Annotated in this window: 22 protein-coding genes; 9 read left to right on the top strand and 13 right to left on the bottom strand. The window is 73.7% G+C overall.

Features of this window, described 5'->3' with window-relative positions; translation table 11 throughout:
• Nucleotides 1-224: 224 nt before the first annotated feature.
• Nucleotides 225-818 (bottom strand): dihydrofolate reductase family protein, encoded by a 594-nt coding sequence (locus AB0D01_RS29390; protein WP_363060466.1) that lies wholly within the window; start codon nucleotides 816-818, stop codon nucleotides 225-227.
• A gap of 557 nt (nucleotides 819-1375) precedes the next feature.
• Here AB0D01_RS29390 and AB0D01_RS29385 point away from each other — a divergent pair.
• Nucleotides 1376-1774, top strand: coding sequence for a VOC family protein (locus tag AB0D01_RS29385; protein WP_363060464.1), 399 nt, complete (start codon nucleotides 1376-1378; stop codon nucleotides 1772-1774).
• A gap of 45 nt (nucleotides 1775-1819) precedes the next feature.
• Here the strand turns inward: AB0D01_RS29385 and AB0D01_RS29380 are convergent, their stop codons facing one another.
• The 10 genes from AB0D01_RS29380 to AB0D01_RS29335 all read right to left on the bottom strand — a co-directional run bounded on the left by AB0D01_RS29380 (nucleotide 1820) and on the right by AB0D01_RS29335 (nucleotide 13967).
• Nucleotides 1820-2113 carry a hypothetical protein gene (locus AB0D01_RS29380; protein WP_363060462.1) on the bottom strand — a complete coding sequence of 98 codons (294 nt, stop codon included), beginning with the start codon at nucleotides 2111-2113 and terminating at the stop codon, nucleotides 1820-1822.
• A 125-nt stretch (nucleotides 2114-2238) separates the two neighbouring features.
• Nucleotides 2239-3798, bottom strand: a complete 1560-nt coding sequence (locus AB0D01_RS29375) for an APC family permease (RefSeq protein ID WP_363060460.1) — start codon at nucleotides 3796-3798, stop codon at nucleotides 2239-2241.
• A 299-nt stretch (nucleotides 3799-4097) separates the two neighbouring features.
• Nucleotides 4098-5567, bottom strand: a complete 1470-nt coding sequence (locus AB0D01_RS29370; protein WP_363060458.1) for an aldehyde dehydrogenase family protein — start codon at nucleotides 5565-5567, stop codon at nucleotides 4098-4100.
• Nucleotides 5564-7303, bottom strand: a complete 1740-nt coding sequence (locus AB0D01_RS29365) for a D-aminoacylase (RefSeq protein ID WP_363060456.1) — start codon at nucleotides 7301-7303, stop codon at nucleotides 5564-5566. Before AB0D01_RS29365 ends, AB0D01_RS29370 begins: the two co-directional genes overlap by 4 nt.
• A gap of 214 nt (nucleotides 7304-7517) precedes the next feature.
• Entirely contained in the window at nucleotides 7518-8639 is a 1122-nt protein-coding gene (locus tag AB0D01_RS29360; RefSeq protein WP_363060454.1) for an LLM class flavin-dependent oxidoreductase, read from the bottom strand.
• 106 nt (nucleotides 8640-8745) lie between these two features.
• Nucleotides 8746-9531, bottom strand: coding sequence for a glucose 1-dehydrogenase (locus tag AB0D01_RS29355; protein WP_363060452.1), 786 nt, complete (start codon nucleotides 9529-9531; stop codon nucleotides 8746-8748).
• A 13-nt stretch (nucleotides 9532-9544) separates the two neighbouring features.
• Nucleotides 9545-10492 carry an LLM class F420-dependent oxidoreductase gene (locus tag AB0D01_RS29350; RefSeq protein WP_363060450.1) on the bottom strand — a complete coding sequence of 316 codons (948 nt, stop codon included), beginning with the start codon at nucleotides 10490-10492 and terminating at the stop codon, nucleotides 9545-9547.
• A gap of 511 nt (nucleotides 10493-11003) precedes the next feature.
• Entirely contained in the window at nucleotides 11004-11858 is an 855-nt protein-coding gene (locus AB0D01_RS29345) for a L,D-transpeptidase family protein (RefSeq protein ID WP_363060448.1), read from the bottom strand.
• Nucleotides 11859-11916: 58 nt separating this feature from the next.
• Nucleotides 11917-13266: an ATP-binding protein gene (locus tag AB0D01_RS29340; protein ID WP_363060446.1), complete on the bottom strand. Its 1350-nt coding sequence runs from the start codon at nucleotides 13264-13266 to the stop codon at nucleotides 11917-11919.
• Nucleotides 13263-13967 carry a response regulator transcription factor gene (locus AB0D01_RS29335; RefSeq protein ID WP_363060444.1) on the bottom strand — a complete coding sequence of 235 codons (705 nt, stop codon included), beginning with the start codon at nucleotides 13965-13967 and terminating at the stop codon, nucleotides 13263-13265. Before AB0D01_RS29335 ends, AB0D01_RS29340 begins: the two co-directional genes overlap by 4 nt.
• Nucleotides 13968-14056: 89 nt before the next feature.
• Between AB0D01_RS29335 and AB0D01_RS29330 the strand changes: the two genes are divergently transcribed.
• From AB0D01_RS29330 to AB0D01_RS29305, 6 genes are all read left to right on the top strand, one after another.
• Nucleotides 14057-14527, top strand: coding sequence for a hypothetical protein (locus AB0D01_RS29330; RefSeq protein ID WP_363060442.1), 471 nt, complete (start codon nucleotides 14057-14059; stop codon nucleotides 14525-14527).
• Nucleotides 14512-15819 (top strand): peptidoglycan-binding protein, encoded by a 1308-nt coding sequence (locus AB0D01_RS29325; RefSeq protein ID WP_363060440.1) that lies wholly within the window; start codon nucleotides 14512-14514, stop codon nucleotides 15817-15819. The genes AB0D01_RS29330 and AB0D01_RS29325 overlap by 16 nt, the downstream gene beginning before the upstream one ends.
• On the top strand, nucleotides 15816-16523 hold the full coding sequence (locus AB0D01_RS29320; protein WP_363060438.1) for an ABC transporter ATP-binding protein: 708 nt from the start codon (nucleotides 15816-15818) through the stop codon (nucleotides 16521-16523). Before AB0D01_RS29325 ends, AB0D01_RS29320 begins: the two co-directional genes overlap by 4 nt.
• Before the next feature lie 89 nt (nucleotides 16524-16612).
• The gene (locus tag AB0D01_RS29315; RefSeq protein WP_363060577.1) at nucleotides 16613-17797 is read left to right on the top strand and encodes an ABC transporter permease; all 1185 of its coding nucleotides are present in this window, start codon (nucleotides 16613-16615) and stop codon (nucleotides 17795-17797) included.
• 166 nt (nucleotides 17798-17963) lie between these two features.
• Nucleotides 17964-18407: an NUDIX domain-containing protein gene (locus tag AB0D01_RS29310; protein WP_363060436.1), complete on the top strand. Its 444-nt coding sequence runs from the start codon at nucleotides 17964-17966 to the stop codon at nucleotides 18405-18407.
• Between the two features lie 49 nt (nucleotides 18408-18456).
• Nucleotides 18457-18858, top strand: a complete 402-nt coding sequence (locus tag AB0D01_RS29305; RefSeq protein ID WP_363060434.1) for a DUF4440 domain-containing protein — start codon at nucleotides 18457-18459, stop codon at nucleotides 18856-18858.
• Between the two features lie 57 nt (nucleotides 18859-18915).
• On the opposite strand, the gene AB0D01_RS29300 is transcribed toward AB0D01_RS29305, so the two are convergent.
• Complete coding sequence (locus tag AB0D01_RS29300) at nucleotides 18916-19752, bottom strand: trypsin-like serine protease (RefSeq protein ID WP_363060433.1); 837 nt, start codon at nucleotides 19750-19752, stop codon at nucleotides 18916-18918.
• A gap of 131 nt (nucleotides 19753-19883) precedes the next feature.
• Complete coding sequence (locus AB0D01_RS29295) at nucleotides 19884-21104, bottom strand: amidohydrolase family protein (RefSeq protein WP_363060431.1); 1221 nt, start codon at nucleotides 21102-21104, stop codon at nucleotides 19884-19886.
• A 272-nt stretch (nucleotides 21105-21376) separates the two neighbouring features.
• Here AB0D01_RS29295 and AB0D01_RS29290 point away from each other — a divergent pair, with 272 nt between their 5' ends.
• Complete coding sequence (locus AB0D01_RS29290) at nucleotides 21377-24460, top strand: BTAD domain-containing putative transcriptional regulator (protein WP_363060429.1); 3084 nt, start codon at nucleotides 21377-21379, stop codon at nucleotides 24458-24460.
• Nucleotides 24461-24651: 191 nt separating this feature from the next.
• On the top strand, nucleotides 24652-24852 hold the full coding sequence (locus tag AB0D01_RS29285) for a hypothetical protein (RefSeq protein WP_363060427.1): 201 nt from the start codon (nucleotides 24652-24654) through the stop codon (nucleotides 24850-24852).
• Nucleotides 24853-24999: the final 147 nt, after the last annotated feature.

Here is a 24999-nt window from a genome sequence, read left to right as displayed (position 1 = left end):
CTCCTCCCACCCGGCAAGGCCCGTACCGGAGCGAGACGATGCCCAGAGCGCCTTGCGGAGCACCCAACGCCCCAAATCGCTACGCGCTCCTCACATTTCGGCGTCTGCGGGCCGCCATGGGCCGGACATAAGCCGCCCACGATCGCTACGCGCTCCTCATATCTCGGCGACTGCCGGCCGTCTGGGGTGAGGGGACGGGACGGAGGGGATGGGAGTCGGGTGGGTCAGGCGGCCTTCGGTCGGTAGGTGCAGACGTTCACACCGGTGCTGCTGGTGACCGTGGAGACGAGTTCGAGCGTCCGGAGGCCACCGTCCGACGGGAAGATGGACTTCCCACCGCCGAGGAGGACGGGCATGACGATGAGCTGGAGCTCATCCACCAGCCCTTCGGCCAGCAGGGTGCGGACGAGGGTGGGGCTGCCCATGATGAGGAGGTCGCCGCCGTCCTTCTCCCGCAGGTCCCGGACGCCCGCCACGGCCTTGTCGCCGGGGATGAGGGTGGTGTTGTTCCAGGTGAGGTCGGCCGTGGTGAGGGTCTCGGAGACGACGTACTTGGCGATCGAGTTCATGCGGTCGGCGAAGGGGTCTCCCGCGCGGGCCGGCCACGCGCCCGCCATCGTCTGCCAGGTGCGACGACCGAAGAGCAGCGCCTCGGCCTTCGACGCGGCGTTGGCGAAGGCGCCACCGACCACCTCGGGGTCGAAGAAGGGGCCCGACCAACCACCGTGGGCGAAACCGCCGTCGTTGTCCTCACCCTGGCCGCCCGGGGCCTGCACGATGCCGTCGAGGCTGATGAACTCGGTGATGACAATGCGCATGGTGGCGTCTCCTGTGTGTCTCGAACGTCTACTGAAAGGAAGACTGCCGAGTCGTCCGAAACTCATCGCCCACACCCAAGGAATGTGACCCGGATCACTCACGCGGGGGCCTCTTCACCCCAGACGGCCGGCAGTCGCCAACCCATGAGGAGCGCGTAGCGATCGTGGGCGGCTTATGTCCAACCCATGGCGGCTCGCAGACGCCAATCCGTGGGCAGCGCGTAGCGATCTGGGGCGTTGGGTGCTCCGGGAGGTGGTTCGGGCGGCCCGCATGTCCAAGGATCGTCCGGACCGTTCCTTCGGGGGGTTCCCGACAGTCTTTGGCATTCCGGGACGGGGCGGTCGGTCAAGGGTGGCCGAAGGCCATCGCGAAGCGACGCGAACGAAGTGAGCGCCCTTGAGGGACCGCCACGGCACGGAAGGACAGTGGACTGGCGGGAAACCCCCGACACTCACCCGACCCCGCCCCGGGGGACGCCGGCCCCCCGCCCCCGACCATCTGACACATCCCGTCCCCGGCGTCCCCCGGGCGGGAGCCGGAGCCGTAGCCTCCGCGCATGATCGATTCACTGACCCACATCCGCGTCGCCCGGCCCTCCCTCGATCTGGACGCCGCCGAGCGGTTCTACGTAGACGGTCTCGGGCTCGACGTCCTGTGGCGGACCAGCGGGCACGTCTCCGGGGAGCACGACCTGCTCATGGTCGGGCCGACCGGCGGCGGGTGGCACTTCGAGCTGACCCACGACCCCGAGGCCCCGCTGACCCCCACCCCCACCGTCGACGACCTGTTCGTGGTCTACCTCGGCCAGGCCCCCGACGACGCGCTCGTGCGCCGTCTCATCGACCACGGCGGCACCCGCGTCTCCTCCCACAACCCCTACTGGGACGACTACGGCGTCACCGTCACCGACCCCGACGGCTACCGTCTCGTGCTCTGCTCCCGCACCTGGGGTTGAGCCCCCACCCCCGCCCCGGGGCGGGGGTGGTGGAGCGTCCGCGCCTCAGCCGGCCTTCGGGGCCTGCGGCATGCCGGCGGAGAGGGCGGTGCCGGCTCCGGCCAGGGAGCTGTTGGTGGCCTTCGAGGCGCTGTCGGCGGCTCCGGCCGTGACCTCCAGGGCCGTCTTCGTGTCCTGGACGGTCTGCGCGGGGTGGTCGACCACGTCGGTGACGCGCTTGACGATCGGGGGCCCCTGGATGTCGGGGCCCTCGGCGGCGAGGGCCGCGCCGGGGGTGAGGGCGAGGGCGGCCCCGCCGGAGAGGACCAAGGCGGAGAGGGTGCGCTTCATGGCGTTCATGCCCCGCCCAACGACCTCGCCGCGCCGGCGGTCACTGCGCCGTCAGCGGGAACGGCCCGCGGCCCCGGATCGGGGGGATCCGGGGCCGCGGGATGACACAGCGGGTGGGAGGGCTCGGGTTCGGGTCAGTCCTCGACCACCAGGGCCGGGGTGGACTTCGTCAGGACCTCGCCGCGGAAGAAGGCGGGGCTGCGGCGTTCGGTGACGACCATGATGCCCAGGCCGAGGACGAGGAGGCCGACGCCGATGAAGAAGACGCTGCCGACGCCGAGGACGGCGGAGCCGGATCCGTAGGCCGGGTCCCAGGCGTCCATCAGGGTCTTGCAGAAGACCGCGGCGAGCAGCAGTCCGCCGAGGACGGGGAAGACGCCCTTGAAGAACAGGTCGCGGGTGGAGCGGCGCAGGTCGCCGCGGAAGTACCAGGCGCAGGCGAAGGCGGTCAGCGAGTAGTAGAAGCAGATCATGAGGCCGAGGGCGAAGATCGTGTCGGTGAGGACGTTCTCGCTGACCAGGGTCATGATCGTGTAGAAGCCGCCGGTGGCGACGCCCGCCATGACGGTGGCGCGGCCGGGGGTCTTGAAGCGCGGGTGGACCTTGGCGTAGGCGGGCGGCAGGGCCTCGTAGGTCGACATGGCCAGGACGGTGCGGGCGACCGGGATGAACGTGGTCTGGAGCGAAGCGGCGGCGGAGGCCAGGACGGCGACGAAGAGCAGGATGCCGAGCATCGGGCCCATGACGGGGCCGGCGAGGGCGGCGAAGACGTTGCCGGAGGTCTCCGGGTTGCCGAGGCCGAGGCCGTTCTCGCCGGAGCCGACGGCCATCTGGGCGGCGATGCCGGTGGCGAGGTAGGAGCCGACGAGGACGACCATCGCGATGAGCGAGGCGCGGCCGGGGGTCTTGGCGGAGCCGGTGGTCTCCTCGTTGGTGGCCAGGCAGGCGTCCCAGCCCCAGTACATGAAGATCGAGAGGGAGAGTCCGGCGGTGAAGGCGCCCATGGACTCGACCGCGAAGGGGTTCATCCACTGCCAGGTGAAGTCCAGGCCGGTGTCGAAGGTGCCGGCGGAGGCCTTCTGGAAGGCCATGGCCACGAAGAGGGCGAGGACGACGAGCTGGAGGCCGACCAGGGTGTACTGGACGCCCTTGGTGGCGGTCATGCCGCGGTAGCTGATGGCCGTGGCGACGGCGATGAGGCTCAGGCAGGTGAGGATGTGGACGAGTTTGTTGTCGTCCAGGGCGGCGATCGAGGGATTGCCGGTGATCTCGCCGGCCAGCAGCCAGAAGTACGAGGTGGCGACGCCGGCCAGGTTGGACAGGACGATGATCGTGGCGATCACCAGGCCCCAGCCGCACATCCAGCCGATCCGGGGGCCGAAGGCCTTGACGGTCCAGGTGAAGGAGGTGCCGCAGTCCGGCATGGCCTTGTTGAGCTCGCGGTACGCGAAGGCGACGAGGAGCATCGGGAGGAAGCCGGCGAGGAAGACCGCCGGCATCTGGACCCCGACCTCGCCGGCGGTGGAGCCGAGGGTCGAGGTGAGGCAGTAGACGGGGGCGACGGTGGAGATGCCGATGACGGCGCTGCCCATCAAACCGACGGACCCCTTGCCGAGGCCCTTGCCGCGGACGCCGCCCTCGGCGACGCCGCTTACCGTGTCTCCGACCCGAGGCCGAACGTCCAGCTGTGTCATGGGTCAGGACGTTAGACGGTGCGGTTTCCACATCTGGAGGACTTAAGTCCGGATGCTTGCGGCCCGGATGACCTTTGATTCCCGAGCCGGGAGAGTTCACGGAACCGCAATACAAGGTTCACTCAGGCATCCATCCGGCCTTTGACAGGACCCGGACCGACGTTTCCGGAATACGGAAACCGCAGGAGTGCCCGTTTTGGGCGGTTCAAAACTTTCCCGTGCGAGTTTTCGGCCGGCCGACCGGCGGTGCGGGGCAAGGCACGGGCGCCCCGCACCGCCCCGCCGACGGCGCCCCCGACCTACGTCGTCCAGACGATCGACTGGATTTCGCTGTACGCGTGCAGCGCGTACGAGCCCACGTCCCGCCCCACCCCGCTCCGCTTGAAGCCGCCGAACGGCGCCTCCATGTTCCGGCCGATCGTGTTCACGCCGACCCCGCCCGCCCGCAGCCGCCGCGCCACCCGGAAGGCGCGCGCCGGGTCCTTGGACCACACGTAGCTCAGCAGGCCGAAGTCGCTGTCGTTCGCCAGCCGGACCGCCTCCGCGTCGTCCCCCTCGTACGGGACCACCACCACGACCGGCCCGAAGATCTCCTCCCGGACCACCCGCATGTCGGGGGTGCAGTCCGCAAGCAGGGTCGGCGCCACGTAGAAGCCCCGGCCCCCGCCGACCACCGGGCGCTCGCCGCCGCGGACGATCCGGGCGCCCTCCTTGCGGCCCAGCTCCACGTACGACTCCACCCGGTCGCGGTGCGCCGCCGAGATCACCGGGCCGACCACCGTGCCCCGCTCGCCCGGGTCGCCGACCTTCATGAAGGCCAGGTAGCCGGTCAGCTTCTCCAGCAGTTCCGCGTACACCGAGCGGTGGACGATCACCCGGGTCGGGGCGGTGCAGATCTGACCGCTGTAGAAGGAGAAGGTGGTGCCGATACCCCTCACCGCGGCGTCGAGGTCGGCGTCCTCCAGGACCACCGCCGCGCCCTTGCCGCCCAGCTCCATCAGCTGCCGCTTCATGCCGCGCCCGCACACCTCGGCGATGCGCTGCCCCACCGCCGTGGAGCCGGTGAAGGACACCATGTCCACGTACGGGGAGTCCACGGCCGCCTCGCCGACCTCGACGGAGGCCCCCGAGACCACGTTCACCACCCCCGCGGGGGCCCCCGCCTCGTGCAGGGCCTCGGCCATCCGGAAGACCGACAGCGGGTCCTGCGGGGCCGGCTTGACCAACACGGTGTTGCCCATGGCCAGGGCCGGGGCCACCTTGCCCGCCGGGTTCGCCCACGGGTTGTTGTACGAGGTCACGCAGGTGACGACGCCGACCGGCTGGCGCACCTCCAGGGCCCCGAGCACGCTCGCCCCACCCATCGGGCCCGCCTCGGTGACCTGCGGGGGCAGCCCCCGCTCCACCGGTTCCAGGGCGCCCCGCGCGTACCGCCGGAAGCGGGACACCCCGACCCCGACCTGCATGCCGCGCGCGATGCCCGTCGGGGCGCCGGTCTCCGCCCGGGCCAGCTCCGCCCACGGTTCGAACTCCCGTTGCATGACGTCGGCCGCCCGGTCGAGGATCGCCGCCCGCTCCTCGGGGGTCGTGCGGGACCAGGTGTCGAAGGCCTCGGCGGCGGCGCGGGCCGCCTCCTCGACCTGGGCGCGCGAGGCCTCGGGGGCCAGGCCGACGACGGACTCGTCCGCCGGGTTGACCACCTCGTAGTGGCCGCCGTCCGGCTCCACCCACTCGCCGCCGATGTACAGCCTCTGCGGGGCCCGGCTCATCGGGTGCTCACCGTCCTCGTGTCCCGCCCGGAGCGGAGCACGATCCCCGGGACCGCCCCCGTCAGCTCGTCGTCGCGGACGGTCTCGACGCCGTTGACCCGTACGGACACGATCCCGATCGCCCGCGCGTCCAGCCGCGGGCTGTTCCCGGGCAGGTCGTGGACCAGGGTCGCGGGGCCGGCCTCGATGCGCTCCGGGTCGAACAGGACGAGGTCCGCGTGGTGGCCCTCGGCGATCAGGCCGCGCTCGCGCAGCCCGAACAGGCGGGCCGGCTCGTCCGTCAGCATCTGCACCGCCCGCTCCAGCGGCACCAGCCGGCGCCCGCGCAGGCAGTCGCCGAGGAACCGGGTCGTGTACGGAGCCCCGCACATCCGGTCCAGGTGCGCGCCGGCGTCCGAGCCGCCCAGCATGACGTCCTCGTGGCTCCAGGTCTCGGCGCGCAGGGCCCAGCTGGCGGGGTCGTTGTCGGTGGGCATGGGCCACAGGACGGTGCGCAGGTCGTCGTTGGCGCAGATCTCCACGAGGCAGTGGAAGGGGTCCTGGCCGCGTTCGGCGGCGATGTCGCCGACGACGCGGCCCGACAGGCCCTCGTTCGCCTCGCTGTAGGTGTCCCCGATGACGTAGCGCCGGAAGTCGGCCAGGCGCCGGAAGACGCCGGCCTCCTTGGCGGAGGCGCGGCGCAGCAGCTCGGCGCGGACCTCGGGGTCGCGCAGTCGCGCGACGCGTTCGGGGACGGGCAGGCCGAGGACCTCGCCCCAGCCGGGTATGAGGTTGAGGGCGCAGAAGGTCCCCAGGGACATGTTCATGGGGGTGAGGATCGGCATGGTCAGGGCGACGATGCGGCCGCCCGCCTTGCGGGCGCGTTCGCTGGGGATCAGTTGGCGGGGGACGCGTTCGGGGACGGCGGCGTCGATGGTGAGGACGTTCCAGTTCAGGGGGCGGCCGGCGGCGGCGCTCATGTCGACGAAGAGGTCGATCTCCTCGTCGGAGAACTGGTCGAGGCAGCCCGCGACGATCGCTTCGAGCTGGGTGCCCTCGTGTTCGCCGACGGCCCGGGAGAGGGCGAGGAGTTCGGCGGGGCCGGCGTGCCGGGAGGCGACGGGGGCGCCGTCCCCGTCGGAGTGGGTGGAGGACTGGGTGGTGGACAGGCCCCAGGCGCCGGCGTCCATGGCCTCGTGGACGAGGGCGACCATCCGCTCCAGTTGCTCGGGGGTGGGTTGTCCGCCCACGGCGTCCTCGCCCATGACGTGGCGGCGCAGGGCGCAGTGGCCGACCATGAAGCCGGCGTTGACGGCGATGCGGCCTTCGAGGGCGTCGAGGTACTGCCCGAAGGTGGACCAGGTCCAGTCGACGCCCTCCTCCAGGGCGGCGAGGGCCATGCCCTCGACCTTGCTCATCATGCGGCGGGTGTAGTCGGCGTCCTCGGGGCGGTCGGGGTTGAGGGGGGCCAGGGTGAAGCCGCAGTTCCCGCCGGCGACGGTGGTGACGCCGTGGTTCATGGAGGGGGTGGCGTAGGGGTCCCAGAAGAGCTGGGCGTCGTAGTGGGTGTGCGGGTCGATGAATCCGGGGGTCAGGACGAGTCCGGTGGCGTCCTCGCTCGTCCGGGCCTCTTCCGTGATCCCGCCCGGCTCGGCGATGACGGCGATCCGCCCGTCGCGCAGGCCGACGTCCGCGAGGCGCGGGGGTGTGCCGGTCCCGTCGACGACGGTCGCTCCCTTGATGAGGTGGTCGAGCATGACGTCCCTTCCTCCCGGTGTTCCCGGTCTTCGCGGCTCGGCGGTTTCGACCCGCCCCGGCGCGGGGCGGTGTGCGGGCGGGTCGGCGTACGGGCGGGGTCGGCGTACGCGGGTCCGGCCGGAGCGCGTGCGGCGGGCCGCCGCCCCGCGCGCTCCGGCCGGCTCCGCACGGGGCGGCGGTCCGGGAAGACGCCGCCCCGGCTCCTCCCGCCGGTCAGGCGGACTGGCGGAAGCGGGTGGTGCGGTGCACCGGGTCGGTGTCGATGTGGGGGATGACGTGCTCGCCGATCAGCTTGATCGTGGTGAGCGTGTCCTCCTTGGAGACGCCCGTCGGCAGGCCGAAGGACAGCTGGTCCGCCCCCGCCTGCTCCCACCGCTTGCACTGGGCGCGGACCTCCGACGGGTCACCGCAGATCAGCAGCTCCTCGGCGATGAGCAGCTCGATGATCTCCGCGTTGTACTCCGGCAGCGTCTCGGGCCACTGCGGGATGGCCTCCGGGCGCGGGAAGGTGTCGTGGTAGCGGAAGACCAGCGACTGGAAGCGGTTCATGTTGGCGTTGACGGCGATCTCGACGGCCTTCTCGTGGGTCTCGGCGCAGATCGCGGTCGAGGTGACCATCACGTTGTCGTTGACGAAGGCGCCGATCGCCTTCGCCTCCCGGATCGCCGTCTTGTACTGCTCCAGCACCCACTCCATGTCGGAGACCTTCTGGACGCTGAACCCGAGGACGCCGAGCCCCTTCTTCGCCGCCATGGCGTACGAGGACGGGGAGCCGGCGGCGTACCACATGGCCGGGTGGGCCTTGCCGTACGGCTTGGGGAAGACCTTGCGCGGCGGCAGCGACCAGTGCTTGCCCTGGAACCCCTCGTACTCCTCCTGGAGGAACATCTTGGGGAACTCCGCGATGGTCTCCTCCCAGATCTCCTTCGTGTGGTTCATGTCCGTGATGCCGGGCATGAAGCCGAGGATCTCGTGGCTGCCGGCGCCGCGCCCGGTGCCGAACTCGAAGCGGCCCTTGGAGAGGTGGTCCAGCATGGTGACCTTCTCGGCCACCTTCACGGGGTGGTTGACCGGGGCCAGCAGGTTGAAGATGCCGGAGCCGAGGTGGATCCGCTCGGTCGCGGCGGCCAGGTAGCCGAGGAAGACCTCGTTCGCCGAGAGGTGGGAGTACTCCTCCAGGAAGTGGTGTTCCGAGGCCCAGGCGTACTTGAAGCCGGACTGGTCGGCCTGGATGACGTACTCGGTCTCCTCCAGCAGCGCCTTGTGCTCCGCCTCGGGGTCGACCCTGGACCGCGCCTGGGGCACGTATCCCTGCACGAAGAGCCCGAATTCCAAGGGGGTTCACCGTCCTTAGGTTTCTGACGTGTCGTCAGATTCGATGGTCCGACTGTTCCACCGGCAGCGCCGGCCCGTCAATACCTGACGCTCCATCAGAAAGGGCTCAGAGGACGCTGACGCCCGCCATCCAGCCGCCGTCCACGACGAAGGGCTGACCGGTGATGTACGAGGAGTCCTCGCCGGTCAGGAACAGCGCCAGCCGGGCGATCTCCTCGGGCCGGCCCACCCGCCCGAGCGGCACCACCCGCCGGTACAGCCCGTCCATCGCCCCGCGCGCCTCCTCGGTGACGCCGTCCGGGTCCAGCAGCCCCGGGTTGGCCATGGGCGTGTCCACCGCCCCCGGGCACATGGCGTTGACCCGGATCCCCTTGCCGGCCAGCTCCAGCGCGGCCACCCGGGTCAGGCCGAGGATCGCGGCCTTGGTCGCCGCGTAGGCCCCGACGTAGGCCATGCCCGTCAGGCCGGTGTACGAGGAGGTGTTGACGATGGTCCCGCCGCCGGCGGCCTCGATCTCGGGGGCGATCGTCTTGATCCCGAGGAAGGCCCCGACCTGGTTGACCTCGATCAGCTGCCGGAACTCCTCCAGCGGGGTCGCGGTCAGCTCGTTGAAGCGCAGGATGCCCGCGTTGTTGACCAGGCCGTCGATCCGACCGAAGGCCTCCCGCGCCACGGACACCGCCGCCGCCCAGTCCTCCTCCCGGGTCACGTCGAGCCGTACGTACCGGGCCCGGTCCTCGCCGATCTCCTTGGCGACGGCCGCGCCCCGCTCGTCCAGTACGTCGCCCAGCAGCACCCGCGCGCCCTCGGCCGCGAACAGCCGGGCCTCCTGCTCGCCCTGCCCGCGCGCCGCGCCGGTGATCACGACGACGCGCCCGTCCAGCTTGCCCATGGTCCGTCAGCCCCTAGTCGTTGAGGAGGGGGGCCACCTCGGCCCCGAAGGCGGTGATCTGGTCGACGAGTTCGGCCCGGTCGCGGCTGCGGAAACGGACCTGGATCTGGTCCACGCCCAGCGCCCGGTACTCCCGCAGCGACTCCGCGAGCGCCGCCGCCTTGCCGGTCAGCGCCCGGCGGCCGGTGTCCCAGCCCGGCTCGCCGACGTAGAGCGCCTCGGTGATCGCGCCGATCTCGATGGGGCGGGGGTTGCCGGCGGCCTCGCGCAGCTCGCGGATCCGGGCGATCTGCCCGGGGAGGCGCTCGCGCGGGTCGCCCTGCGGGAGCCAGCCGTCCCCGCGCACCGCGGCCCTGCGCACGGCGGCGGGCGAGGAGCCGCCGACCCAGACGGGGATCCGCGCCTGGGTCGGCCGGGGCAGTTGGCCGAGGTCGCGGAAGGCGAAGCGCTCGCCCCGGAACTCCGGGTACTCCTCCGGCCCCAGCGCCGCCCGCAGCGCGTCGAGCGTCTCGTCGAGGACCGCCCCGCGCCGCTCGAAGTCGACGCCGAGGACCTCGAACTCCTCCTGGACGTGACCGGCCCCGACCCCGAGGATCAGCCGGCCGCCGCTGAGGTGGTCGAGCGTCGCGTACTGCTTGGCGGTGACCAGGGGGTGGCGCAGGCCGACGATCGCCACGTGGCTGAGCAGCCGGACGTGCTCGGTGATCCCGGCCAGGAAGGCCAGGGTGGCCACCGGGTCGTACCAGACGGTGCTCATGGGGCCGGCGAGGCGGCGCGGGATGGCCACGTGGTCACAGGTGGCCACGTAGCCGAAGCCGGCCCGGTCGGCGGCGCGGGCCACCTCGGCGAGGTCGTCGGCGCCGGCCCGCGCCTCCCAGGGTTCGGCGTAGAGGGTGCTCTGCGACTGGATCGGGAGCTGCATCCCGTACACCAGCCGGCCTTCGGGGAACACGCGTGCCATGACGGGCCCGCCTCGCCTTCGTCCGCCGGTCCGGCGCCGGTCCGACCCCGGCCGCCGATTCGTCATACCGGTGCCGGGTCATCGTCGTAGCTGACGGTCCGTCAGGCAAGGGGTGTGCGGGACCTCGCGCGGGGCGCGCCGAGCGCCGACGCGGGGGACGCGCGGGGACGGGGCGCGCGGCGAGGTGCCGGGCGGCGAGGTGCCGGGCGGCGGCGGGAGGCGCGGGGCGGGGTACGCGGGAGGGCCGGGGGCGAGGCCGGCCGTGGCGCGGGCCGGGCCGGGCCGGGGTCCGGCGGCGGGCGGTCGGTCCGGGGTGGCGCGGGCAGGCGGGCCAGGCGGGGGCGGCCGGCGGGAAACGCGGGGCGGGGTACGCGGGAGGACCGGGTGAAGGCCGACCGTGGCGCGGGCCGGGCCGGGGTCCGGGCGGCGGGTCCCGGGAGGGGCGGGCGGCGCGGGAGGCGGGCGGGTGCGGGGAGGCGGGGCCGGGGCCGGGCTGGGGCGGCCGGCGGGGTCAGAAGCCCGCGGGGCCCATCGCGATGACCGGGTTCGCGGTCGGGTCGAGGGTCTGGAGGAGCTGCTTCATGCCCTCCTTGGGGATGCCGACGCAGCCCTGCGAGGGGCCGTCGTGGTCCACGTGGAGCCAGATGTAGCCGCCCTTGCCCTCGCCCTCCGGCTTGGCCGGGTCCAGCGGGGACATCCCCTGGCGGCGGTTGTAGTCGATGGCCACCACGTAGTCGAAGGAGCCCGCCAGGGACTCCCCGTTCACCCCCCGGCCCGACGGCACGAACGCCGCGTCACGGTCGTACGGGAGCCGGGTGCCGGGCGGGGGCGGCAGCAGGCCGCCCGCGTCGGTGAGGGAGAACACGCCCTCCGGGGAGGTGAGGTCCCCGTACGCGCGCTCGGTGGACCAGCCCTTGGCGCCGTTGCGCCCCGGCCACTGCGCGGTACGGGTCCAGTCGGCGCCGGGCGCGGCGCGCGTGTAGAGGGCGACGTCGGACTCAGAGGAGTCCTTCGCCTTCCCCGTGACCAGGACCAGTTGGCGGGAGTCCGCCGGGATCCGGGCGCGGGCGCCCTCGCTCAGTCCGGCCGGCAGCCCCTGCCGGGCGTCGGGTCGGGACGCTTCGGGGCGGGGCGTCTGCGGGCGGACGGCGTCGCGCGCGGCGCGGTCGGCGCTCTGGGGGCGGGAGTCCGAACGCGCGGGCGTGGCGGGGGCGCCGGGCGGCTCGTTCAGGGCGTGTACCCACCCCGCGACGAAGGCCAGCAACCCGAGGGCCGACACGATCAAGAGCGCCCGCGGCGGACGACCGCCCGCACGGGAGCGCGTACGCGTGCGGCCGCGGGAGCGGGATCGGGCGTGCTTGCTCATTGGACCGACCGTACATCAGCCGATCTTCGTTCCGGGCGAACACCCCTGCCCCGTCGCCTCACCCGCCCCCCGGGAAGCGGATCCGCACCCTCAGACCGCCGTCCGGGACGGGTCCGGCCTCGGCCCGCAGCTCCGCTCCGTGCGCGCGGGCGACGGAGGCGACGATGGACAGACCGAGCCCCGCGCCCTCGCCGGCCGTGTGGCGGCGTTCGGCGCGCCGGCGGAACGGCTCCAGGAGCCGGGGCACCTCCCCCGGTTCGATGCGCGGGCCGGTGTTGGACACCGTCAGGTCGCCGTCGGAGGTGGTGGCGACGTGGATCCGGCCGCCCGCGCGGTTGTGGCGCACGGCGTTGTCGAGGAGGTTGCGCACGAGGTGGCCGAGGAGCGCGGCGTCGCCCTCGACGGTCAGCGGGGCGAGCGCGGTCGTGACGCTCGGTGTGTCGGCCCCCGTCGCGGGAAGGGCCGCGGCGGCCGGGTCGCCCGCCGGCCCGGCGGGCCGTGCCCCGGCGGTCGGCGCCGCGTCGGTCGGCGCCGGGTGGGTCGGCGTCAGGTCGGCCGCCGTCAGCTCCGCCGTCACCAGGGCCGTCAGGTCCACCGGCCGCGCCGATTGGAGGCCCTCCTCGGAGACCGCGAGCAACAGCAGCGACTCGACGAGGTGCTCGCTGGACTCGGCCACCGTGATGAGCCGCTCCCGGATCCGTGCCACCTTCGCCGGATCCGGGTCCCCCGCCAGCCCGATCTCGGCGGCGGCCCGTTGCACGGCCAGCGGGGTGCGCAGCTCGTGCGCGGCGTTGGCGGCGAACCGGCGCTGGGCCCCCACCAGGTCCTCCATCCGGTCGAGCATCCCGTCGAAGGTGTCGGCCAGCCGCTTCAGCTCGCCGGGCGGGGCCTTGAGCCCGATCCGCTCGTGCAGGTTCGCCGCCGACAGCCGGCGGGCCGTCTCGGTGATCACGCCGACGGGGCGCAGCACTCGGCCCGCCATCCACCAGGCCAGCCAGAGGGACAGCACGGCGAACACGGCGAGGGCGATGAGGGAGACCAGCGTCAGTTCCCGTACGGCGGCCTGCTCGACGGCGTTGGAGAGGTTGGTGGTGGTCTTCCAGGCGGCGAGTTGTTCGGGGGTGGGGGCCGCGCCGGGCGGCAGCTCGCGGGCGGGGGCGAAGGACATCTCGGTGCTGGGGAGGCGAGTGGGGTGGGAGGGGTCGGCGGGACGGGCCGGGTCGACTCCGGCGCCCGCGTCGACGGCGATGCCGGGCATGACGGTGGTGACGGCCCCGCTGATGCGGGCGTAGAGCTGTTTGCGCAGCAGGACGTTGACCAGCGCGACCAGTCCGCCGCCCGCGAGGACGAGAAGGGTTCCGTAGAGGGCGGTGAGGCGGGCCCGCTCCGAGTGGAGCACCGCTCTCATCGCGGATCACCGCTCGGCGGGGCGCCGGCCGGGCTCCCGGTGTCGGGGTGGACGCGGTAGCCCGCTCCGGAGACCGTCTCGATCAGCGGGGGCTCGCCCAGCTTGGCGCGCAGCTTGCTGAGGGTGACGCGTACCGCGTTGGTGCGGTAGCCGGTGCCGTCCTCCCACACCCGCTCGACCAGGTCGTCGCTGCTCAGCACCGCGCCCTCGGCCCGCAGCAGGGCCTCCAGGACGGCGAACTCCTTGCGCGAGAGGGACAGGCGCCGCCCGTCGCGGGTCGCGGTGCGGCGGGCGGTGTCGAGGGCGAGCCCGGAGCGTTCCAGCACGGGCGGCAGGGCGGGGTGGGCGCGGCGGCCGAGGGCGAGGACGCGGGCCAGGAGCTCGTCGTAGGCGAAGGGTTTGGTGAGGTAGTCGTCGGCGCCGAGGCCGAGGCCCTCCACGCGGTCCCGCACCGTCCCGGAGGCCGTCAGCATGAGCACGCGGGTGTGGAGCCGCTCGCGGACAAGCTGCCGGCAGACCTCGTCGCCGTGCAGGCCGGGCAGGTCCCGGTCGAGGACGAGGACGTCGTACTCGCCCAGGCGCAGCCGGCGCAGCGCCTCCAGGCCGTCGCCCGCCTCGTCGACGGCCAGGGCGTCGCGGCGCAGGCCCTCGGCGATCATCTCCCGGAGGAACTCCTCGTCCTCCACCACCAGAACTCGCATCCGCCCTCTCTACAGGAGAACGACATTTCGTCGTTGTAAGCGGAAGACGAGAGGGAAGCGAAACCCCCCTTTCCCGCACGCTCGGGCCCATGAAGCGATCCCTGACCATGACCACGGCCGCCGCCCTGACCGGGCTGGCCCTCTTCGTCACCGCCTGTACGAACGGCGCCGGAGGCGGCGAGGACGGCGGAGGCGCCGGCGGCGGTGACGGCGCCGTCGCGGACAACGCGGTGAAGATGCGCAAGTGCCTGCGCGACCACGGGGTGGACGCCCCCGACCCGGAGCCGGGTCAGGACCCGCGCGGGATGACGGTGGGCGGCGGCGCCGACCCGCAGAAGATGCAGGAGGCCATGAAGGCCTGCGGGATGTCGACCGGGTCCGGCAAGGAGCCCACGCAGGAGGAGAAGGACAAGGAGCTGCGCTGGATCCGCTGCATGCGCGAGAACGGCGTGGAGCTCAAGGACCCCGAGTACGGCGGCGGCATGAAGTCCGCCACCGAGATCCCCAAGGGGCAGGAGAAGGCCTTCGAGGAGGCCCAGAAGAAGTGCGAAGCGGCCTGATGGGCGGCGCGGGCGACACCGACGCGGCCGACACCGGCGCGCGGCCGTACGCCGCGGCGGCGCCGGAGCCGAAGCCGTACGCCGCCCGGGACCCGGAGCCGGACGCGTACGCCGCCCCCGACCCGGCGTCCGGGACCGACCCGGCGTCCGGGACCGACCGGGCGCCCGGCCCCGACCCGGCACCCGCGCCGCGCCGGCGGCGGCGCCGGTGGCCGTGGGCCGCGCTGGCCGCCGTACTCGCCGTCTCGGGCGGCGGCTACGCCCTCCTCGCCCCGCCGCCCGAGGACGACGGGGGCCGGCGGCAGCGCTCCGACGCGCTGCCGCCGGACACCGCCCCGGTCCGGCGCGGCGACCTCAGCACCGGCGTCCAGGTGGACGGCACCCTCGGCTACACCGGGGAGCGGCGGCTGAGCGCCTCGGGTCCGGGCGTCCTCACCTGGATCGCGGCGGAGGGGGCGGCCGTCGAGCGCGACGGCCGGCTCTACGAGGTCAACGGCAGGCCCGTCCGCCTGATGTACGGGAGCACGCCCGTGTACCGGCCGATGAAGGCGGGCGACAAGGGCGAGGACGTCAGGCAGCTCAAGCGGAACCTGGTGGCGCTCGGGTACGGGACCGGCCTGGACGCGCAGGACCCCACCTTCACGGCGGGCACGACGGCGGCCGTCAAGCGGTGGCAGAAGGCCCACAAGGCCCCGGAGACGGGCGAGGTCGCCAGGGAGGACATCGCCTTCGCCTCCGGTCCGCAGCGGGTCGCGCGCGGTGAGGCCGCGGTCGGCGACGAGCCCGGTCCCGGCAAGCCGGTGCTGACGGTGACCGGGACCGAACGCGTCGTCCGCTTCCGGCTGGAGGCGGCGAAGGCCGGGTCGGTCCGCACCGGGGACAAGGTCACGGTCCGCCTGCCGGACGGCTCCACCGCCCCGGGCCGCGTCGACGCGGTGGGCGCCGCCGCCGACGAGGACCAGGGCGGCGCGGGCGGGGGCGGTGGCCCCGGCGGGGCCGACAACAAGGCGAAGGTCGAGGTCGAGGTGGTCTTCGAGCGGCCGGGCGAGGTCAAGGGACCCGACCGGGCACCGGTGTCGGTGAGCCTGCCGGGCGAGACCCGCACCGGGGTGCTGTCGGTGCCGGTGAACGCCCTCCTCGCGCTGCCCGGCGGCGGCTTCGGCGTGCAGGTCGTCGAGGGCGGCCGGGTCCGCGAGGTCCCCGTACGGCTGGGAATGTTCGGAGCCGGCCGGGTCGAGGTGACCGGCGGCGACCTGCGGGAAGGCATGCGGGTGGGGGTGCCGAAGCTGTGAGGCGGTACGCGCGCCCCGTGGTCGAGCTGGCCGGGGTCACCAAGGAGTACCCGGGCGGGGTCTCGGCCCTGCGCGGGGTGGACCTGACCGTCATGAGCGGCGAACTCCTCGCCATCGTCGGCCCGTCGGGGTCGGGGAAGTCCACCCTGCTGCACATCGTCGGCACCCTGGACCGGCCGAGCGCCGGCGAGGTCCGCATCGCCGGCCACGACGTCGCCGCCCTCTCCGACCGGGCGCTGTCGGCGCTGCGCTCGCGCCACGTCGGCTTCGTCTTCCAGTCCTTCCACCTGGTGCCCGGGATCAGCGCGCGGGCGAACGTGGCCGAGGGGCTGCTGTACTCGGGGCTCTCCCGGGCCGAGCGCGGCCGGCGGGCGACCCGGGCGCTGGAGCGGGTGGGCCTCGGCGACCGGTCGGAGCACCGGCCGCACGAGCTGTCGGGCGGCCAGAAGCAGCGGGTGGCGATCGCCCGGGCGGTCGCGGGCGAACCGGACCTGCTGCTGGCCGACGAACCGACCGGGGCCCTGGACACGGCCTCGGGACGGTCGGTGATGGAGCTGTTGCACGAGCTGAACGAGGACGGGGCCACCATCGCCGTGATCACCCACGACAACGAGATCGCGACGAGCATGCCCCGGCAGGTGCGCATCCGTGACGGCGAGGTCGTGGCGGACGTGTGGAACCGCCGCGCGGCGGAGGCGTCGTGAGCGGCGCCGACCCGCGCGCCGCGGAGCGCGACACCGCCCCCGGCACGCACTCCCGTACGCACTCCCGTACGCGGACCCGTGCCCGGAACCTGGCTCCGCCCCGGCTCTCCCCCCGCGACGTCCTGCACGCCGGTTCGGCGGGGCTGCGCTCGCGCCCCGCGCGGGTGTTCCTCTCCGCGCTCGGGATCGCGATCGGCATCGCGACGATGATCGCGGTGGTCGGGATCTCCTCGTCCAGCCAGGCGAAACTGCTGCGCGAGCTCGACAGGCTGGGCACGAACATGCTGGTCGTCACCCCGGGCCAGGGCGTGTTCGACGGCCAGGACACCCGGCTGCCGCCCGAGGCCCCCGGCATGGTCGGCCGGATCGAGGGCGTCCAGTCGATCGGCACCACCGGCGACGTCCCGGTGTCCGTGCGCCGCTCCGAGAACATCCCGAAGGCGGAGACGGGCGGCATCGCCGTCAAGGCCGTCAAGGACGACCTGCTCGGCACGCTGCGCGCCGGGGTCCGCAGCGGCGCCTGGCTGAACGGGGCCACCGCCCGCTACCCCTCGGTGGTGCTCGGGCACGTCGCCGCGCAGCGCCTGGGGATCACGGCGCCCGGTCAACAGGTCTTCATCGGGGGCCGGTACTTCACCGTGACCGGCGTCCTGGACCCGATCCCGCTGGCACCGGAGATCGAACGCTCGGCGCTGGTCGGCTGGGAGGCGGCCGGCTCCCTGCTGGGCTTCGACGGCCACCCGACGGCGGTGTACGAGCGTTCGGCGGACGACCGGGTGGCGGACGTACGGTCCCTCCTGGCGCGGACGGCGAACCCCTCCACCCCGAGCGCGGTGTCGGTGAGCGACCCTTCGGCGGCGCTCCGGGCGAAGGCAGCCACGGAGGGCGCGTTCAGCACGCTGCTGCTGGGGCTGGGCGGGATCGCCCTTCTGGTGGGTGGGGTCGGCGTCGCCAACACCATGATCATCTCGGTGTTGGAGCGGCGCCACGAGATCGGGCTGCGCCGCTCGCTCGGGGCCACCAAGGGGCAGATCCGGATCCAGTTCGTCACGGAGTCGCTGCTGCTGTCGGGGCTCGGCGGGATCGCGGGCGTCGTGCTGGGCGGCGCCGCGACGGGGGTGTACGCCCGCGTCGGCGGCCTGCCGTGGGTGGTGCCGCCCTGGGCGGTGGCGGGCGGCTTCGCGGCCACCCTGGCCATCGGCACCCTGGCGGGCCTCTACCCGGCGGTGCGCGCGGCCCGGCTGTCGCCGACGCTGGCGCTCCAGGCGGCGTAGGGGCGGGCGGCCGGCGGGGCGGCGAGGCGGCCGGCCGGGCGGCACGGGCGCACGGCTGGGCGGTGGGCCGGCCGGGCGGGGGGACGGGGCAGCTGGACGGGGCGGCGGCGATCACGTCGGCGCCGCCCTCTCCCGCGCGCCCGGCGGGCGGACGTACCCTGCGTTGATGAAGAGAACTCCACGTCAGGCAGCCCGCATTGTGGTCCTCTCACCCGGCGGGTCCGTGTTCCTGTTCCGCGAGAACAACATCGAAGTCGGCATCCACTGGCTGCCCCCGGGCGGCGGCATCGACCCCGGCGAGACCCCCGAGGAGTGCGTGCGGCGCGAACTGCGCGAGGAGACCGGCTGGACCGACCTGGAGCCGCAGCGGCTGCTGTGCACCTGGGAGCACGACTTCACCCACGAGGGCGTCCCGGTCCGCCAGCACGAGCACATCTACGTGACCACGGGCCCGCGCCGCGAGCCCACCCTCGAATCGCCGGACATCCACTGGCAGTGGCTCTCGCCGCGGCGCCTGGCCGCGCTGGGCGAACCGCTGTGGCCCCCGCGGCTGCCCGCCCTCCTCGCCGAGGCCGCGACCGAGCCGGTCCACCTGGGTCTGGTGACCTAGCCGGCAGGCCCCAACCACCGCACCGCGCAAGGGTGTTACCGTCACGGCCATGTCCAAGGCCGAGATCGACACCCTGACCGCCGAGTTCTTCGCCGCGTTCGACAACCGGGGCGGCAAGCCCGCCGACCTGGACCGCCTGCACCGGCTGATGCTGCCGGGCGGGCTGATCGTCCGCACCGGCCCGGAGTTCACGGCCTACACCGTGGAGGAGTTCGTCGAGCCCCGCCGGGAACTGTTGAACGGCGGCCGGCTGGTCGGGTTCGCCGAGTGGGAGACCTCGGAGAGGACCGAGATCACCGGCGACATCGCCTCCCGGTTCGGCACCTACCGCAAGTCCGGTCTCCTGGACGGCGAGCCCTACGAGGGGGGCGGGACGAAGACCATCCAGTTCGTCCGCGCCCCGGAAGGCTGGCGGATCGCCGCCTTCTCCTGGTACGACGACCCGGCCTGACCGCACCCGCCGGCGACCGGGACGGCACCCGCCGCCGGGACGGCATCCGCCGCCGCCCTAGCGCCCGAGCGTGGCCTTCGCGTAGAGCCGCGCCGCGTAGTCGCCGAGGACCGTGCTGGTGGACACGTCGTCCGTGTCACCGCCGGTCAGAATGCCGATGATCTTCCCGTCGCGGCCTATCCAGGCGCTGCCGCTGGTGCCGCCCGGGAAGTCGGCGCAGTCGAAGCGCTGCTCCTTCTCGCTCGTCCGGACGGAGACCGCCGTGCAGGTCCGCGGGACCTTCCGGTCGGCGGGGTAGCCCGTCACCGTGACCTCCTCGCCGGCGCGGCCCGTGGTGTCGAGGGTCGCGGAGCCGACGACGTCCTCGACGCGGCGGCCCTTGTCGTCGGGGGCGAGGCGGGCGAAGGCCAGGTCGTAGTCGTCGTCGGTGTCCTCGGCCCAGCGGGAGTCCTCGTAGACCTCCTCCAGCTTCCACGTGCCGTACGGGGCGGCGCCGTTGGCGTACGCGGGGACGAAGACGGCGTTGCCGCGGGTCTGGTCGCCGGCCGCAAGGCAGTGGCCGGCGGTGATGATGAGGTCCTTGCCGGGGCTGCGGACGACGGTGGCCGTGCAGAAGTGGTCGCCGTCGAGGCCGCCGGTGAACAGCGCCCCGGTGAAGGCGGCGGGGCCGCCGGGCTGCGGGGTGACGGGCGCGGGCTGCGGGGTGGCGAGCTGCGCCTTGGGCGCGCCCGACCTGGACGGGGTGCCCGGTGTGGCGGCCGGCGCGGCGGCCTTGGCCTTCGCGGGGGCGGTGCCTTCGGGTGGGGGTGCCAGCTCGGCCACCGCCGCCGACGCGCCCAGCGCCGCCAGGGCGCAGAGCACCACCGTCACCACGTTCCGCCTGTCCACCGCCATGATCCCTCCCCGGATCGCCCCGGCGAGCATGCCCCGCCGCACGCCCCGGTTGCAAGGCCGGGGCCTCGCGCCGGGCCCGGGTCGGCCCGGCTTGGCGGGATCCGGCCCCTGGCGGGATCCGGGCGGGCCCGTCAGGCGCCGGGCCAGAGCCCTTCGGGGGTGAGGCCCAGCAGGTCGATGGCGTTGCCCCGGACGATGCGGTCGACCACCTCGGGGTCGAGGTGGCCCATCTGGGCCTCGCCGACCTGGCGGGACCGGGGCCAGGTGGAGTCCGAGTGCGGGTAGTCGGTCTCGTAGAGGACGTTGCCCACGCCGATGGAGTCGAGGTTCTTCAGGCCGAAGGCGTCGTCGAAGAAGCAGCCGAAGACGTGTTCGGCGAACAGCTCGGACGGCGGGCGCAGCACCTTGTCGGCGACTCCGCCCCAGCCGCGGTTCTCCTCCCAGACGACGTTCGCGCGCTCCAGGATGTAGGGGATCCAGCCGATCTGGCCCTCGGCGTACATGATCCGCAGGCCGGGGAAGCGTTCGAACTTGCCGCTCATCAGCCAGTCGACCATCGAGAAGCAGCAGTTGGCGAAGGTGATGGTGGAACCGACGGCGGGCGGGGCGTCCGCCGAGGTGGAGGGCATCCTCGACGAGGAGCCGATGTGCATGGCGATGACCGTGCCGGTCTCGTCGCAGGCCCGCAGGAAGGGGTCCCAGTCGTCGGTGTGGATGGACGGCAGGCCCAGGTGCGGGGGGATCTCGGAGAAGGCGACGGCGCGCACGCCGCGGGCGGCGTTGCGACGGACCTCGGCGGCGGCGAGGTGGGGGTCCCACAGCGGGACGAGGGTGAGGGGGATCAGGCGGCCGTGGGCCTCGGGGCCGCACCACTCCTCCACCATCCAGTCGTTGTAGGCCCGTACGCCGAGCAGGCCCAGCTCCCGGTCCTTGGCCTCGGTGAAGGTCTGGCCGCAGAAGCGGGGGAAGGTCGGGAAGCAGAGGGCGGACTGGACGTGGTTGACGTCCATGTCGGCGAGGCGGTCGGGAACCGAGAAGGACCCGGGGCGCATCTGCTCGTAGGTGATGACTTCCAGCTTGATCTCGTCACGGTCGTACCCCACCGCGGTGTCGAGGCGGGTGAGCGGCCGGTGCAGGTCCTCGTACACCCACCAGTCGCCCACGGGGCCGTCGTCGCCCTTGGCGCCCATGACGGGGGCGAACTTCCCGCCGAGGAAGGTCATTTCCTTGAGGGGGGCGCGGACGATCCGGGGGCCGATGTCGCGGTAGCGGGACGGGAGCCGGTCCCGCCAGACGTGAGGGGGCTCCACCGTGTGGTCGTCCACCGAGATGATCTTCGGGAAAGTCTCCATGCTTCACCGTAGCGCCGATCTGACGAACCGTCAGCTACTTGGACGGCAGGGGACCGCGGCGACCCGTCGTTCAGGAAGGGATCACTCCGCCGCGGACTGACGTGTACGAGCGAGACAGGGCAGACTGACCCTTGGAAACCGACGGAAGGCAGGGGGGACGCCAGATGGAAGGCATACCGGCCATCCCGCACCAGCGGAACCACCCCGGGGCGGACCGGTCCCGGACCGGCACCCACGCGCCTGAAGCGCCCGCGACGCACGGGACACCCTCGATGCACGAGACACCCACCCCGCCCGCAGCCCCCTCGACGACCGCCGCACCCTCCGAGACGCCCTCCGAGACGCCTTCCGCCGCGCCCTCGGCACCCTTACCACCCGCGACCGGCGGGGCACCGAAGGCCCCCGAGGGCGCCGGGGCACCGGAGGCCCCCGAGGACGCCGCGGCACCCGAACCGGCCCCCACCGAGAACCGGTTCGCCGTCCTCGGACCCGTCCGGGCCCGGCGCGGCGGCGAGACCCTGCCCTCCGGCAGCCCCCAGCAGCGCGCCCTCCTCGCCGTGCTCCTGCTGCGCGACGGCCGCACCGCCACCGCACCCGAGCTGATCGACGCCATCTGGGGCGACGAACCCCCGCAGCAGGCCCTCGCCACGATCCGTACGTACGCCTCCCGGCTGCGCAAGATCCTCGACCCCGGCCTCCTCGTCACCGACGCCGGCGGCTACGCGATCCGGCTGCGCCGGCAGGAGGCCCTCGACCTCGGCGTCGCCCGCGCCCTCGCCGGCGACGCCGACAAGGCCCGCGCCGCCGGCGACCGCACCCTCGCCCGGACCCTGCTCGCCCGCGCCCTCGACCTCTGGGACGGCGAACCCCTCGCCGGGGTCCCCGGGCCGCACGCCGAGACCGAACGCACCCGCCTGGCCGAATGGCGCCTCCAGCTCCAGGAGACCCGCCTCGACCTCGACCTGGAGGTCGGCCACCACGCCGAGGCCGTCTCCGAACTCACCGCCCTCACCGCCGCCCACCCCCTGCGCGAACGCCTGCGCGAGCTGCTGATGCTCGCCCTCTACCGCAGTGGCCGGCAGGCCGAGGCCCTCGCCGTCTACGCCGACACCCGCCGCCTGCTCGCCGACGAACTCGGAGTCGACCCCCGCCCCGAGCTGTCCGCCCTCCAGCAGCGCATCCTGAACGCGGACGCCGAACTCGCCCACGCCGAAGACCCCACCCAGGCCGCCGCGCCCGTCCTCGTGAGGCCCGCCCAATTGCCCGCCACCGTCCCCGACTTCACCGGCCGCGCCCCCTTCGTCGCCGAACTCGGCGAGATCCTCTCCGACGCCGCCGGGCAGGTCATGGCCGTCTCCGCGCTCGCCGGCATCGGCGGCGTCGGCAAGACCACGCTCGCCGTGCACGTCGCCCACGCCGCCCGCCCCCACTTCCCCGACGGGCAGCTCTACGCCGACCTCCAGGGCACCGACCCGCGCCCCGCCCAGCCCGAAGCCGTCCTCGGCTCCTTCCTGCGCGCCCTCGGCACCCCCGACAGCGCCATCCCCGACTCCGCCGCCGACCGGGCCGCGCTCTACCGCTCCGTCCTCGACGGCCGGCGCGTCCTGGTCCTGCTCGACAACGCCCGCGACGCCGCCCAGGTCCGCCCGCTGCTGCCCGGCACCGCCGGCTGCGCCGCCCTCGTCACCAGCCGGGTCCGGATGTCGGGCCTCGCCGGGGCCCATCTCGTCGACCTCGACGTGATGAGCCCCGAGGAGGCCCTACAGCTGTTCACCCGCATCGTCGGAACCGAACGCGTCGGCGCCGAACGCCAGGCCGCCCTCGACGTCGTCGGCGCCTGCGGGTTCCTGCCGCTCGCCATCCGCATCGCCGCCTCCCGCCTCGCCGCCCGCCGCACCTGGACCGTCTCCGTCCTCGCCGCGAAGCTCGCCGACGAACGCCGCCGCCTCGACGAGCTCCAGGCCGGCGACCTCGCCGTCAAAGCCACCTTCGAACTCGGCTACGGACAGCTCGAACCCGCCCAGCAGCGCGCCTTCCGCCTCCTCGGCCTCGCCGACGGCCCCGACATCTCCCTGGCCGCCGCCGCGGCCGTCCTCAACCTGCCCGAGCACGACACCGAGGACCTCCTCGAAGCTTTAGTCGACTGCTCCCTGCTGGAATCGGCCGCCCCCGGCCGCTACCGCTTCCACGACCTCGTACGCCTCTACGCGCGTGCGTGCGCCGAACGCGACGAACAGCCGGCCGCCGGACGCGAGGCCGCCCTCGACCGCCTCCTGGACTTCTACCTCGCCACCGCCGCCCGCGTGTACTCCCTGGAACGCCCCGGCGACCGCCTCCCCGCCCACCTGTCGACCACCGAACGCCCCGGACTGCCGCTGGCCGAGCCCCGCGCCGCCCTCGACTGGCTGTTCGCCGAGGCCGACCCGCTGCTGGCCTGCGTACGCCAGTCCGCCGGCCGGCCCACCGCCCTGCGCCGGGCCGTCGACCTGCTGTGGGCGGCCAAGGACCTCGCCGAGTCCGGCGCCAACTCCAAGCAGTACGAGTCTGCCGCGCTGACCCTCCTCGACGCCGCCCGCACCGCCCGCGACCCGCGCGCCGAGGGCCGCACCCGCACCACGCTCACCATGGTCCACCTCTTCGCCGGCCGCTTCGCCGAAGCCGACGAGGAGGCCCGCCAGGCCATGGACCTGGCCCGGGAGGCCGAAGACCCGCTCCCCAGCTGCTGGGCCCCCAACGACCGCGGGATCATCGCCCTCTACCAGTCCCGGTACGCCGACGGCGAGCGCTACCTCCTGGAGGCCATCCAGAACTTCCGCGCCGACGCCAACCTGGTCGGCGAGGCCAGCGCCCTGTGCAACCTCTCGCGCATCCACGTCGCCCTGGGCCGGCTCCCCAGCGCCATAGACCTCGCCCAACAGGGCATCGCCATCTACGACCGGATGGGCCTGACCCTGCGCCTGGCCAACGGCCGCTACGCGCTGGGCATCGCCCTGACCCAGGCCGGCCGGCTCGGGGAGGCGCTGGCACAGCTCGGCGAGGCCCTCTCCCTGTTCCACGACAACCGCCAGCCCCTGTGGGAGGGCGTCACCCACTTCCGGCTCGCCGAGGCCCACCTCGCCGCCCGCCGGCCCACCCTGGCCGCCCAACACGCCGAGCAGGCCATCGCCCTGCGCGGGATCGGCGGGGAGTGGCGCCGCGCCACCGTGCTGACCGTGCTGGGCAAGGCGCTGCGCCGGCTCGGGCAGCCCGACCGGGCCCGGGCCTGCTGGCAGGACGCGGAGACCGTCTTCACCCGCCTGGGATCGACGGAACTGGCCGAAGTGAAGGCCCTGTTGGCCTCGGAACTGGCCGCCTGAAACCGGCCGGAAGCCGCTGACCGGCGGCTTCGCGGAGATGGACGGCACGTTCATCGTTCGTTTATCGCCGCGCGCCATGATGAACGCATCGACCCGGCGCGTCGGGGGGCACCCGGGCCGTGGGAGGAGAACCCGTTCGGCGGTCCGCGGGGGAATCGCCGAACGGGCCCGACACACCATCAGGAGATCCGATGACGACGAACGAGAACAGCCTGCCGCTCGACGGAGACATCAGACCGCTCGACAACCACGCCTCGGGCATCGAGATCAAGCCCCTCGACCCGCAGGACCCGCCGGCGGACCCGCCGGCTCCGCAGACGCCGCTCGACAACCACGCCTCGGGCGAGGAGATCGTGACGCTGGACAACCACGCGTCCGGTACCCGCCCGTAGCGCGAGCGGCCCAAACGGCACGGCGACAACCACCACGGGAACGTACGGGGGAAACGTACGGGGGACCCGCGGGCGGACGTACGGGGGAAGTACGGGGGAACCGCTCGCGGGACGTACGGGGGAACGTACGGAAACGGGCCCGGCCAC

This window comes from Streptomyces sp. NPDC048606 (genome assembly GCF_040650855.1).
Lineage (GTDB): Bacteria > Actinomycetota > Actinomycetes > Streptomycetales > Streptomycetaceae > Streptomyces.
This window is presented reverse-complemented; position numbering and strand designations above follow the sequence as displayed.

Bases quoted from the DNA above. Each gene is read 5' to 3' on its own strand.
- AB0D01_RS29390 (WP_363060466.1), bottom strand. From the start codon at position 818: ATGCGCATTGTCATCACCGAGTTCATCAGCCTCGACGGCATCGTGCAG.
- AB0D01_RS29385 (WP_363060464.1), top strand. From the start codon at position 1,376: ATGATCGATTCACTGACCCACATCCGCGTCGCCCGGCCCTCCCTCGAT.
- AB0D01_RS29380 (WP_363060462.1), bottom strand. From the start codon at position 2,113: ATGAACGCCATGAAGCGCACCCTCTCCGCCTTGGTCCTCTCCGGCGGG.
- AB0D01_RS29375 (WP_363060460.1), bottom strand. From the start codon at position 3,798: ATGACACAGCTGGACGTTCGGCCTCGGGTCGGAGACACGGTAAGCGGC.
- AB0D01_RS29370 (WP_363060458.1), bottom strand. From the start codon at position 5,567: ATGAGCCGGGCCCCGCAGAGGCTGTACATCGGCGGCGAGTGGGTGGAG.
- AB0D01_RS29365 (WP_363060456.1), bottom strand. From the start codon at position 7,303: ATGCTCGACCACCTCATCAAGGGAGCGACCGTCGTCGACGGGACCGGC.
- AB0D01_RS29355 (WP_363060452.1), bottom strand. From the start codon at position 9,531: ATGGGCAAGCTGGACGGGCGCGTCGTCGTGATCACCGGCGCGGCGCGC.
- AB0D01_RS29350 (WP_363060450.1), bottom strand. From the start codon at position 10,492: ATGGCACGCGTGTTCCCCGAAGGCCGGCTGGTGTACGGGATGCAGCTC.
- AB0D01_RS29345 (WP_363060448.1), bottom strand. From the start codon at position 11,858: ATGAGCAAGCACGCCCGATCCCGCTCCCGCGGCCGCACGCGTACGCGC.
- AB0D01_RS29340 (WP_363060446.1), bottom strand. From the start codon at position 13,266: ATGAGAGCGGTGCTCCACTCGGAGCGGGCCCGCCTCACCGCCCTCTAC.
- AB0D01_RS29335 (WP_363060444.1), bottom strand. From the start codon at position 13,967: ATGCGAGTTCTGGTGGTGGAGGACGAGGAGTTCCTCCGGGAGATGATC.
- AB0D01_RS29330 (WP_363060442.1), top strand. From the start codon at position 14,057: ATGAAGCGATCCCTGACCATGACCACGGCCGCCGCCCTGACCGGGCTG.
- AB0D01_RS29310 (WP_363060436.1), top strand. From the start codon at position 17,964: ATGAAGAGAACTCCACGTCAGGCAGCCCGCATTGTGGTCCTCTCACCC.
- AB0D01_RS29305 (WP_363060434.1), top strand. From the start codon at position 18,457: ATGTCCAAGGCCGAGATCGACACCCTGACCGCCGAGTTCTTCGCCGCG.
- AB0D01_RS29300 (WP_363060433.1), bottom strand. From the start codon at position 19,752: ATGGCGGTGGACAGGCGGAACGTGGTGACGGTGGTGCTCTGCGCCCTG.
- AB0D01_RS29295 (WP_363060431.1), bottom strand. From the start codon at position 21,104: ATGGAGACTTTCCCGAAGATCATCTCGGTGGACGACCACACGGTGGAG.
- AB0D01_RS29290 (WP_363060429.1), top strand. From the start codon at position 21,377: ATGCACGAGACACCCACCCCGCCCGCAGCCCCCTCGACGACCGCCGCA.
- AB0D01_RS29285 (WP_363060427.1), top strand. From the start codon at position 24,652: ATGACGACGAACGAGAACAGCCTGCCGCTCGACGGAGACATCAGACCG.